Raw genomic sequence first — 12,243 nt, forward strand, 5'->3', positions numbered from 1 at the left:
GAAGAGCATAAGAACGCGATAATAATATCGTTGACAACTGTTTGATATGGTGAAATAATACAGGAAAATAAAGGCAATGATACCGAAAGGTACAACCTCGCGAAAAGGAGGGTGTACCTTTTTTTGTCGTGTGGACCGATTAATGAAATCCTATGGGGTAGTAGAAAAACTTTGAGAAATGAGATGAGGGTATGAACAAGCTTGAGAAGAAGCAATTTTATAATCAGCTGTTAAAATTAGCGGTACCGATATCCCTCCAAAGTCTAGTCATGGCGGTGCTGTATTTAGTAGATCAATTGATGGTAGGGCAGCTTGGGGGTGTAGCAATCGCTTCGGTTGGGATGGCTAGTAAAATCTATAGCGTGATTTCAGTGGTGCTGGCGGGTCTTGCTACGGGTCTTGCTATATACGCGGCTCAATATTGGGGGAGTAAAGACCGAAAGAGCATCACACCACTACTGGGATTAAGTCTTGGAATTGGCCTGATCTTGTCGGGTTCATTTACGATATTTGTTTTTATTAACCCTCGGCTATGTCTGTCTATTTTTACAACGGATAAAGAAGTGTTGGAGAATGGGTACATTTTTCTGAAAATCGTTGCCCTCAGTTATATTCCAACGATGTTGACGATGCTCTATTCGGCGGTTCTACGAAGTTCAGGACATGTAAAGTATCCAATGATTGTTAGCATAGCTGCTGTAGGAATGAATATTATTTTAAACTATGCGCTTATTTTTGGGCATTGGGGATTTCCAGCGCTTGGACTTGCAGGTGCGGCATATGCAACGTTAATCTCACGTATAGTCGAAAGTGCTTTGATTGTCGGAGCCATATATCGTGGAAAGCTGCCGGGTGCCGGGGGTATTAAGGAACTCAGTTCGTTTTCGAAAGCGCTGTGCATACCTTTTTTAAGAACGATAGCACCTATTGTTTTAACGGAATTGGTTTGGGTCTTAGGGGAGGCTTGTTATTCCGTAATATATAGCCGTATGGGCACAGCGGAGATGACCGCTATGACAGTGACCTTTCCGCTGCAGGGGTTGACGATTGGGCTTCTGGCAGGGCTTTCTGGTGCAGCTGGCATTATGGTCGGACATAAGCTGGGAGAGAATAATAATGCAGGTGCTTTTCAGTATGCTCGTTTTTTTGTTCGAATAGGAGTAGGAATTTCATTGCTGCTTGGTGTTCTTATTGCTGTTCTTGCCCCGCTCTACGTCTCAGCCTTTAACTTAACAGTGGAAGAGCGCCGAATGGCCACTTCCGTTATCTGCTTTTTTGCTCTTTTTTTATGGATAAAGGTGGGCAATATGATGATTGCGGGAGGGATCCTGCAGAGTGGTGGCGATAGTAAATTCGTCTTTATTATGGAAGCCTCCACAACTTGGTTGCTTGGGGTGCCTCTAGGGCTACTGTTGTCATGGGGATGGAAACAGCCTCTTCCCTGGGTATACTTCTTTCTGTCCCTGGAAGAGGCTGTTCGATTGGTTATAGGTTACGTGCGTTTTCGCCGTGGTAAATGGTTGAAGCAGCTGACCCATCAGGGGACAGAGGCGGATTGTAGTGCTTAACTAGTTACTTGCCATCGCCGGCTGGTTGCCATTGTAGGTTTTGGCTAGTTGAACATTTCCTAAGAAAGCAGAGACTCGCCGCAAATACTCACGCGGGTGCTCACGGAACAGCAATTCATGATGGCTGCCCTCTACGACCCAGGAATCTGAGAACGGATTGCTTTGGTTCGCGGCCAGCTTTTCGGCAATAGGATAAGGAGCTTTATCATCTTCGGTTCCATGCATGAGTAGAATAGGGAAAGGATAATCTTCGGATTTGACCTTCGCATAAGGAATTTGATTCAGCCCCGTACCGTTTAGAACTGGGAACAGCATTTCCATAATCGCCAGGGAAGGCTGGCGGGGCAGATCAATATTTTGCTTAATATTATGATACAGCGTATCTGGCTCTAACAAAAAGGTGCTGTCCAGAATCATCGCGTCAATGTCCTCTGATACTAATCCTGTTTGCAGTGCTGTGCCTGCTCCCATGGAGAAGCCCCATACCACTAACTCCTCAGCTCCACGTTCCTTAGCAAAATCAATAGCGCCTAGAAGCTGCTGGGATTCTTTTTTACCTCCGGTTGCAATATCCTTGTTGCCTTGGGCAGCAAAGCCGTAATCAAACATCACGACATTGAAATTCAGACTGTGTGCATAGTGAGCGAGATCGTACATAGGTACCCAAGATTCTTCCCGGTTGGCGCCATAGCCATGGCTGAACACGATAGTTTTGGTAGCCCCTTCGGAGGGAATATACCAGCCGCTCATCATCCGACTTCCATCTTTAGCTGGAAACGTCACATCCTCGTATGCGAGACCTTTGGCCTGCATGGGATTGGAATACAGAGGTGCGACCGTTGGATTAGATAATACCCAGGCGATATAGCCATGAAGTGAGACAAAGCAGAAGGCTAAGAAGAAAAAAATAGATAATAGCAGTGCAACGATAATATGCTTCACACGAATCATCCGCAGCGATAGCCGGGACGAACTGCCTTGTTTAGGTAGTTTAGGTCGACGGGAGACGGTTGTGCCGGTTTGGCGAGTTGCCAGATCCATATGGTCCCCTCCTAGAATGATGTGAGTACTAGTGCCTAGAAGAATTTGTAAAAATGATTCTAAAGCATCAGTAGATAATTTAATATGTTAATCGTATGAAAAAGCCCTTACAAAGTCAATGAATTAGACGCTTTTGTAATGTAACTGTAAAGTGCGGCCCAACCTTTTCCGGCACATTTTTGGCACAACTCCGGCGGAGTGAATATACTGGACTTTCCATAGAGTTTTGCACTAAGATAGAGTTAGTTATAATGTAACCGAGTTTCATTTGATGAAACACGAGGGGGAGATTGTCATGGAGGACCGAAAGCTTACAGTGCGTGCGGTAGAACGTGCGCTTGATATATTGCTTTGTTTTACGCAGGACAGAGATTTAGGGTTGACGGAGATCGCTTCAAAGATTGATTTACATAAAAGTACCGTCCATCGGCTGCTGGCAACCTTGGAGGAAAAGGGCTTTCTCATTCGTAATCCGGCCACTGAGAAATACAGTTTGGGTATACGAATTTGGGAATTATCTACGCATTTGCCTGCTTTTGATGAGTCAGCCGCGGTATTATTGCCGTCAATGGAACGGCTGCGGGATCGGCTAGGGGAGACTGTTAGTTTATACTTACGCGACGGCATAGAACGTGTGCGGATTCAGGCGGTTCAGAGCCAGCAGGCCATCCGGCGAGTGGCGCAGATCGGTGCGAGATTGCCTTTATCTGTGGGCGCATCAAGTAAAGTGCTGGCAGCCTATGCTCCTCCAGAGGTGCTGAAAGAATTGCTGGAGAGTTCGGGATGGCCGGACTACGTTGAGAAGGATGTCTATCAAGAGCAGCTTAATGACATTATCCGGCTCGGATATGCCACCAGTTTTGAGGAACGCGAGCCCGGCGCGGCCGCGGTGGCGGTGCCTGTTACGGGCCGCAGTGGAAATGTGATCGCGGCGTTATCGCTGTCCGGCCCAGTTAGTCGCCTATCCCGAGATACGCTAGTGGAATATGCCGCGGTACTGAAGGAAGCGGCTAGTGAAATGGGCATGATGATTCCTTAATTCGCTGGCTGAGACATACCTTGTTAAACAGCGAAGCAGCGATCTCTCCGTTACTGGAGGATCGCTGCTTTGCTGTTTTTGGGGAGGGACTTAGCCGATTGTGGGTAAGTGGCTGATGGCTGATGGGTGAATGATGGGTAACTGATGAGTGACTGATGGGTGAATGATGAGTGAATGATGACTGACTGACGAGTGGCTGATGAGTGAATGATGGGTAACTGACGGCTGACTGATGGGTAATCAACAGCTAACTGACGGCTAGCTAATGGCTAACGGCTCCCCTACCTTGCGTTGGTTTGGTGAGCTTCAGTGAATATACGTTTCTTTGGAATCCTCAGTAACTCGTAATGCTGAGGCTCGAGCGTTTGAACCCCGGGTCTAGATAGGCGGAAAGGCAGAGCCACAGAGAGGGGAGGCTAGAATCCACGAATGCACGAACCCAGGAACCTAGGAATGCAGAAACCCACGAACTCACCGAACACAGAAACCCACGAACTCACGAGCCCAGGAACCTGGGTTCCCGCGAACGTGCAAACCCGCGAACCTAGGAACACAGAAACCCACGAACCCACGAACCCAGGAACCCGGGTTCCCGCGAACGTGCAAACCCGCGAACCTAGGAACACAGAAACCCACGAACTCATGAACCTAGGAACGCAGAAACCCACGAACTCACCGAACCTAGGAACACAGAAACCCACGAACTCATGAACCCACGAACCCACGAACCCACGAACCCACGAACCCACGAACCCACGAACCCACGTATCTCATAACTCGTACACAAGTAATCTCAGGTTGTTATTTAGATCTTTCCTGAGCTTCCGGACTCAGAAGACGCTATTTGCCCATTTAAAGCCTTTTGGGCAGAGTTTCGGACTCCAGTGCAGCTATTCGACCAAATGAGCTCCTGTAGCGGGTTTTTTAGGCCAATAGCGACTATGGAGTCCGATCGCACGCCAAAAGTCGGATAATCGAGGTAATAGGGTCATCTGAGTCCGATAGCATGGAATCCTAGCGTCCCCTGAGGCTTCCGGACTCAGAAGACGCTATTTGCCCATTTAAAGCCTTTTGGGCAGAGTTTCGGACTCCAGTGCAGCTATTAAGCAAAAATGGGCTCATTCAGCGTGTTTTTCATGCCAATAGCGACTATGGAGTCCGATCGCACGCCAAAAGTCGGATAATCGAGCGTATAGGGTCATCTGGGTCCGATAGCGCCGAATTCTAAGCGTCCCCTGAGACGTGCGGACTCAGGGGACGCTATTTGCGAATTGACAGCCATTTTGGCGTAGTTTCGGACCCCAGTGCAGCTATTCGGCAAAAATGGGCTCCTGTAGCGTGTTTTTCATGCCAATAGGGTCTATGGAGTCCGATCGCACGCCAAAAGTCGGATAATCGAGCGTATAGAGTCATCTGAGTCCGATAGCGCGGAATCCTAAGCGTCCCCTGGGCGTGCGGACTCAGGGGACGCTATTTGCGAATTGACAGCCATTTTGGCGTAGTTTCGGACCCTAGTGCAGCTATTCGACCAAAACGGGAACCTTTAGTATGTTTTTCATGCCAATAGCGACTATGGAGTCCGATCGCGCGCCAAAAGTCGGATAATCGAGCGTATAGGGTCATCTGAGTCCGATCCCACGCCAAAAGTCGGATAATCGAGCGAATAGAGTCATCTGAGTCCGATAGCATGGAATCCTAGGCGTCCCCTGAGGCGCGCGGAATCCTAAATGTCCCCTGAGCCTCACGCAGCAATGGTGAAGATTCCAAAGACAACAGACAGAAGCACCCTACCCGCCGCAAATTGGCTGCTGGAACCACCCCATAAAAAAGGGACTGCTCACAGCCACTCATGGCCGTGAAACAGTCCCTTTTTAAGTTACTTTAAATCTATTCTACCGACACCGCGGAAGAGTCTGTAGCATCTGCCAGCATCTGGCGAAGAACAGTCTGCAGGATACCGCCGTTGCGATAGTAATCAATATCGACTGTACTGTCGAGTCGTGCAATGACAGGGAAATCGAATTGTGTGCCGTCTTCACGGGTAGCCGTGACAGTTAGCTCTTGACTTGGTGCCACGTTGTTATCGAGACCAGTAATGTTGAAGGTCTCGCGTCCTGTCAGTCCCAAGCTGCTCCAGCCGTGGCCTTCTTGGAATTGAAGTGGGAGTACACCCATACCGACCAGATTGCTGCGGTGAATCCGCTCAAAGCTCTCAGCGATAACTGCTTTAACGCCAAGTAGAAGCGTACCCTTAGCCGCCCAGTCACGTGAGCTTCCTGTACCGTACTCCTTACCAGCGATGACGATCAGATTTTGTCCAGCATCCTGATAGAGCATGGAAGCATCATAGATGGACATAACCTCGTCGCTTGGCAAGAAGGTAGTAACGCCGCCTTCTGTACCAGGAGCTACTGCGTTACGAATCCGAATGTTAGCGAACGTACCGCGCATCATGACTTCGTGATTTCCGCGGCGTGAGCCGTAGGAGTTGAAGTCTGCACGTTCTACACCATGATCGCGCAAATATTCGCCAGCAGGACCAGAGGTAGAGATATTACCCGCTGGTGAGATATGGTCGGTTGTTACGGAATCAGCAAGCAGCGCTAGAACGCGTGCATCTTTGATATCCTTAATGTCTCCCAGACCGTCTGCCAGATGTTCGAAGAATGGCGGATTCTGGATGTACGTGGAATTATCATCCCACTCATACAGCTCGCCTTGCGGAACAGGAATCGAATTCCAACGTTCGTTAGCGGTGAATACATTTTCGTATTTGCTACGGAACATCTCCGGACTAAGGGAGAGACCAATGGCTTCACGAATTTCAGCAGTGGTTGGCCAGATATCTTTCAGGAATACTGGCTCACCTTGCGGATCAAATCCAAGTGGCTCAGTTTGCAAATCGATATTTACTGTACCAGCCAGTGCGTAAGCAACTACGAGCGGCGGTGAAGCCAAGTAGTTTGCTTTTACCTGAGCATGTACGCGGCCTTCAAAGTTCCGGTTACCGGAGATGACTGCGGCTACGGTCATGTCATTGTCAGTAATGGCTTGACTAACTTCTTCAGGCAATGGACCGGAGTTACCGATACAAGTGGCACAGCCATAACCAGCCAAGTAGAAGCCCAATGCTTCGAGTGGTTTCAGCAAGTCTGCTTTTTGCAGGTATTCAGTAACCACCAAGGATCCTGGTGTCAAGCTGCTCTTAACGTAAGCTGGTTTGGTCAGACCACGTTCCACAGCTTTTTTCGCCAAAAGACCTGCTCCAAGCATAACGCTAGGGTTGGAAGTATTCGTACAGCTAGTAATAGCTGCGATTACGACTGCGCCTGTGCTGAGCTTGCTGGTAGTATCATTTTTGTGCTGTACTTCTACGACTTGAGCGATTTTCTCATCGCTGAGACCATAACCGCCTTTGTCTACAGGTGTACGGATAATACCTTCGAAATTTTCCTTCATATGCGTAAGTTCGATCCGGTCTTGTGGACGTTTTGGTCCAGCCAAGCTAGGAACGACAGAAGCTAAGTCAAGCTCAATCACATCGCTGAACTCAGGGTCTGGCGTATCCGAGGTACGGAACATCCCTTGTGCTTTGTAATAAGATTCAACCAACGCCACCAGATCATCCGGACGGCCCGTGCTGCGAAGATAAGCGAGTGTCTCGTCATCTACAGGGAAGAAACCGATAGTTGCTCCGTATTCTGGCGCCATGTTGGCAACAGTTGCCCGGTCAGCCAGACTGATGTTAGCAAGGCCAGGTCCGTAGAATTCGACGAATTTGCCGACTACACCCTTTTTACGCAACATTTCAGTTACTGTCAGTGCCAAATCCGTTGCTGTAGCTCCTTCGATAAGGCTGCCTGTAAGCTTGAAGCCCACTACATCAGGTGTAACAAAATAGAGCGGTTGTCCAAGCATTCCTGCTTCAGCCTCAATACCGCCTACACCCCAGCCCACAACACCCAGACCATTGATCATCGTGGTATGGGAATCCGTTCCTACAAGGGAATCTGGATAAACGACAGTTTCACCATCGATAGTTTTAGTAGTGGCAACGGAAGCTAAATACTCTAGATTTACCTGGTGCACGATACCTGTTGCTGGTGGAACTGCACGGAAGTTGTTAAAAGCTGTCTGTGCCCAACGAAGGAAACGGTAACGCTCCTCGTTGCGTTCGAACTCAACGTTCATATTGTATTCCAAGGCGTCTGCTGTACCGAAAGCATCAACCATGACAGAGTGGTCAATTACAAGGTCAACCGGGACAAGCGGATTGATCTGTTTAGGATCTCCTCCGGCTTTTTTTACAGTATCACGCATAGCTGCGAGATCCACGACTACCGGAACTCCGGTGAAATCCTGAAGCACGATACGAGCAGGGATAAATGGAATTTCTTTATTACGGTCAATGTCACCTGACCAATCGGCCAGTTGTTTCACATGTTCTTCAGTAATTGCCCGTCCGTCAAACTGACGTACAGCAGCCTCTAGTAGGACTTTGATCGAAAAAGGCAGGGAAGAAATAGAGCCCAATCCTTGTTCCTCAAGGGACTTCAGATCATAATAGCGATAAGATTTGCCGCCTGATTCCAGGGTCCGAGCCAATGAAAAATGATCCTTGCTTGGCATATATGCGCCTCCTTGTTTCGTCTAATGAAACCCAATTTCAAATTGCTTCTAGCTTAATTATAACGGTTACAAAGTGGGGAGTAAAGTTTTTTTTCCTACATCTAAAGCCCGAATTATGCCTGAGAAAATGCCAAGCTACCCTTCCATTGTTATATTGTATCGTTTCGGGATATTCTTTTTACCTCAAAAAGAGCCATTTAAAGGAGATAATACGAAAGAATTCACCGGAATCCTTGGTTTTACTTAATTATTAGGCGAAATACACACTGAATTTCCCTTCCTCAGTCATTAGGTGATAGGGTCCTCGTTGTCGATGTTGGATTGAGATGTCGGACTTGGGGTTAGAGTTTTTGCCTGAAACATCCTTAACTATTCAACCGATCTGTATAGCGGCCTGTTTCCTTTCATATACATAGAACAGCAGTTAAAAGGGAAAGAAGGGGCGCGAGTATAATGGAACAACAGTGGAAGCAAAGTCTTTATGTATATGTTGATCAAGTGAATAAGGCCAGGGTGGAGCCTAAGTCATCATCGCATACCGTTTCCGTATCCGTTAAGGATCCGCGTTTTCTGGTAGAACAAGGGGAGCGTTCAAGACGTCTTGCGGAGTGGTATAAAGAACGTGGGATAACTCCTTTGCGCGGAGAGACAGGGGTTAAGACTTTGCGGACCGTCCGGCAGACTCCGACCGAGGTAGTAGCAGAGGTTACACTGCATAGTGCGCTTTATTATGAAAAAGGCGGCGTTAACCACCGCGAGGATATTATCGAGCTGGAGCGGCTAACCTTTGTACGGGACGGTGGGGGCTGGGAGATTGCTGGTGTGGAACGAAGTGTCCCTGAAAGAAATACGGTTCATCGGGCAGAGGTAGAGCTATCGGGCAGACTATCCAAATGGGGAGAGGCTTTGCCGGCACCGCTGCCATCACAGCCCCTGCTTAACCGGAATGTTCTCGGAGAAATTGCGGGTTCAAGAGAGGTTCGTTATAACCGTGAAGAAGCTGTGGCGTATGCCGACCGCTGGTGGAAAGACGGCAATCCGGAGTTCGAAACCTTCGAGGTGGATTGCACAAATTATGTCTCCCAATGTCTCTTTGCAGGGGGAGCACCTATCAACTATACTGGTAAAAGAGAAACGGGCTGGTGGTACAAAGGTTACCAAGGCAAACAAGAATGGTGGAGCTATAGCTGGGCTGTGTCAGACAGTCTGCAACGCTATTTGAGCGGAAGTCGGAGCAGTGGCTTGCGTGCGGAAGTCATGGAGCGGCCGGAGCAATTGATGCTGGGCGATATCATTCAATATGACTGGGATGGCAACGGGCAGTATCAGCACAGCACAATCGTCACAGCTTTTGATGCAGGAGGTATGCCGCTTGTGAATGCACGTACCGTTAGCAGCCGTCATCGCTATTGGGACTATCGTGATTCCTACGCATGGACTGATCAAACGAAATACCGTTTTTTTCATATTAACGACTACTTATAGTACAGAAAGAGGTTAAGGGAATGGGGAACGCAAAACTAACCGTAGGGCTGGTGTACGGGGGCAAATCAGGAGAACATGAGGTATCGCTACAGACGGCTTTTGCCGTGATGAACTCATTTGATTATGATAAATATGAGATTATACCTTTTTACATTTCAAAACAGGGATTGTGGAAGGTTGGAGAGAAGTTATCAGCTCCTTACAGCCAAGTGGAGCAGCTCAAGCTTGCAGAAGCGACCGAAGATATGGGCACAGCCCTGAACGTGGTATTTAGTGGATTATCGGGTGCTGACCAAACAGTGGACGTAATGTTCCCGCTGTTGCACGGCACGTATGGTGAGGACGGAACGATTCAAGGGTTGTTCGAAATGGCGAATATTCCTTACATCGGTGCTGGTGTTCTTGCCTCTTCGGCAGGTATGGATAAGGTGGTCATGAAGAAGCTGTTCGCTGATGCCGGTCTGGATCAATGCGAGTTTTGTTATTTCAACATCAGCGCTTGGAAAAGAAAACGTCATGAGTTGATTGTTGGTGTAGAGGATAAACTGGGATATCCGGTATTCGTGAAGCCTGCCAATCTAGGCTCAAGTGTAGGTATTTCTAAGGCTGCCGATAAGGATAGTCTTGTAAAAGCCATTGATTTTGCTTTCCGCTATGATACCAAAGTTATTATTGAGGAGTTTGTGGATGCGCGTGAGGTAGAGGTTGGCGTGCTTGGAAATGATGAACCAGAAGCCTCTGTTCCGGGTGAAATCGTTTCTTCTGGTGAATATTATGATTACGCAGCCAAATATACGGACGGCAAATCGCAAATGATGATTCCTGCACCAGTGGATTCTGAAGTGGCCGATCGTTTGCGGGAGTCCGCGATAGTTGCTTTTCGAGCGATTGAGGGCAGTGGAATTACCCGGGCAGACTTCTTCTTGCGAAAATCAGATGGTAAAATTCTAATTAACGAAGTGAACACGATGCCTGGTTTCACTCCTTACAGCATGTATCCGCTATTGTGGCGTGAGACGGGTGTATCTTATAGAGCTCTGTTAGACCGAATGATTGAGTTAGCCTTGGAGCGCTATAATTTTAAACAAGGTCTTAAGTACGACAACGAGTAATAGAAGCTATAGCGGGAATATCCCGACTGGAAGGAGAGAAGAAACATGGGTTTTCAAACAGAATTCAACTCCGTCTGCAAATTCAAGAGTGAACAAGAGCTGTACGAGCTGCTGGAATATGGGCGCACCAAAATGGTGAAACAAGGCTTTCGTGTGTATCCGACGGGTCAAAAGGTTATTGCTTACACCCCTGAGAACGTAGCTGTAGCCATTGTCAAAATTTCAGCCTCGATTGCAGAAATTAATTTTCAAGGGCATGAGGTTACCGCGGTAGAGATGGAGCTTGTGCGTAAGCTGAATGAAGAAGAGTCCAGAGTGCAGACGGCTTTGGCTGAGGAAATGTTTTTTGGAGCACAGGGATGATTGTCCGCTTCGGATATGTAGCGATGTCCACCGTTATCAAAGACTGCTCCCCATCTAAGACAATGACGATGGCCTCTTTTAAGAAGCTGGATGACCGTGAAGCGGCACTTCGGCGTTTGGAGAACATCGCTAGAATGAATCTGCATAATACGCTGCGGTTGATGAAGCATAATGTGGCTTCGGACATCATGGTGTACCGCCTCACTTCCAAAATCATTCCTTTGGCGACGCATCCGGATTTGCAGGACTGGAATCCGTTTGCGGCGCTCGCCGAGGAATTTGCGGAAGTGGGCCAATATGTGAAAAAGCACGGGCTGCGTGTTTCTTTTCATCCAGATCACTTTACAGTACTTAGTACACCCCGTCCGGAGGTGCTGATAAACTCCGTACGGGATTTGCAGTACCATGTGGACATGCTGGTTGCTATGGGGCTTCCTGCCATGGCGAAGAACAATATCCATATTGGCGGAGCTTATGGGGACAAGCCTGTAGCGGCGAAGCGATTCGAGGAGCATTTCCGCGCGCTGCCGGCAGCGCTGCAGGAGCGTATAACGCTGGAGAATGACGATAAGACATTTACAGCTCCGGAGACACTGGCAGTCAGTCAGAGCGTAGGATTACCGATGGTGCTGGATATTCACCACCAATGGGTGAATAATGAAGGAGAGCTCCCTTGGGAGCTGTGGCCTGACATTTTGCAGACATGGCAAAGCGAGCTAGCACAGAAGGACGTTCCTTCTGGAGAGCTTTTGCCGCCTAAGATTCATGTATCCAGTCCGCGCAGCCCGTCTGATCCGCGCAGCCATGCGGATGGCGTGGAACCTGCGCCTTTGCTGGCTTTTCTGAAACGTATTGCCGCAGATACGCCTGCTGTCGATGTTATGATTGAGGCGAAACTAAAAGATGGCGCGTTATTTGGATTGATGGAGGCTATGAAGGAGCTGGCTGAGGCTGGTAACGGAATTTCCTTATTAAATGGGGCAAGCGTGAATATTGAACCTTAAAC

General features: G+C 48.3%; 8 protein-coding genes. 6 read left to right on the plus strand and 2 right to left on the minus strand.

Annotated elements, in window-relative coordinates:
- Positions 1 to 191 precede the first annotated feature (191 nt).
- Positions 192 to 1,568 carry an MATE family efflux transporter gene (locus MHI32_RS03380; protein WP_340011879.1) on the plus strand — a complete coding sequence of 459 codons (1,377 nt, stop codon included), beginning with the start codon at positions 192 to 194 and terminating at the stop codon, positions 1,566 to 1,568.
- Here MHI32_RS03380 and MHI32_RS03385 read toward each other — a convergent pair whose 3' ends face one another.
- Positions 1,569 to 2,609 (minus strand): alpha/beta hydrolase, encoded by a 1,041-nt coding sequence (locus MHI32_RS03385; protein WP_139329954.1) that lies wholly within the window; start codon positions 2,607 to 2,609, stop codon positions 1,569 to 1,571.
- A 295-nt stretch (positions 2,610 to 2,904) separates the two neighbouring features.
- Here MHI32_RS03385 and MHI32_RS03390 point away from each other — a divergent pair, with 295 nt between their 5' ends.
- Positions 2,905 to 3,648: an IclR family transcriptional regulator gene (locus MHI32_RS03390; RefSeq protein WP_036676839.1), complete on the plus strand. Its 744-nt coding sequence runs from the start codon at positions 2,905 to 2,907 to the stop codon at positions 3,646 to 3,648.
- Positions 3,649 to 5,535: 1,887 nt separating this feature from the next.
- Here the strand turns inward: MHI32_RS03390 and acnA are convergent.
- Positions 5,536 to 8,277, minus strand: a complete 2,742-nt coding sequence (gene acnA, locus MHI32_RS03395; protein ID WP_038568617.1) for an aconitate hydratase AcnA — start codon at positions 8,275 to 8,277, stop codon at positions 5,536 to 5,538.
- Positions 8,278 to 8,727: 450 nt separating this feature from the next.
- Between acnA and MHI32_RS03400 the strand changes: the two genes are divergently transcribed.
- The 4 genes from MHI32_RS03400 to uvsE are packed head-to-tail and all read left to right on the plus strand — an operon-like array spanning position 8,728 to position 12,241.
- Positions 8,728 to 9,762, plus strand: coding sequence for an amidase domain-containing protein (locus MHI32_RS03400; RefSeq protein ID WP_036679850.1), 1,035 nt, complete (start codon positions 8,728 to 8,730; stop codon positions 9,760 to 9,762).
- Positions 9,763 to 9,782: 20 nt separating this feature from the next.
- Positions 9,783 to 10,874: a D-alanine--D-alanine ligase gene (locus MHI32_RS03405; RefSeq protein WP_076130522.1), complete on the plus strand. Its 1,092-nt coding sequence runs from the start codon at positions 9,783 to 9,785 to the stop codon at positions 10,872 to 10,874.
- Between the two features lie 45 nt (positions 10,875 to 10,919).
- Positions 10,920 to 11,237, plus strand: a complete 318-nt coding sequence (locus MHI32_RS03410) for a hypothetical protein (RefSeq protein WP_036679853.1) — start codon at positions 10,920 to 10,922, stop codon at positions 11,235 to 11,237.
- Positions 11,234 to 12,241 carry a UV DNA damage repair endonuclease UvsE gene (gene uvsE / locus MHI32_RS03415; protein ID WP_339246253.1) on the plus strand — a complete coding sequence of 336 codons (1,008 nt, stop codon included), beginning with the start codon at positions 11,234 to 11,236 and terminating at the stop codon, positions 12,239 to 12,241. The genes MHI32_RS03410 and uvsE overlap by 4 nt, the downstream gene beginning before the upstream one ends.
- Positions 12,242 to 12,243 lie beyond the last annotated feature (2 nt).

This window comes from Paenibacillus sp. FSL H7-0690 (genome assembly GCF_037980415.1).
GTDB classification, from domain to species: Bacteria; Bacillota; Bacilli; order Paenibacillales; family Paenibacillaceae; genus Paenibacillus_AQ; species Paenibacillus_AQ odorifer.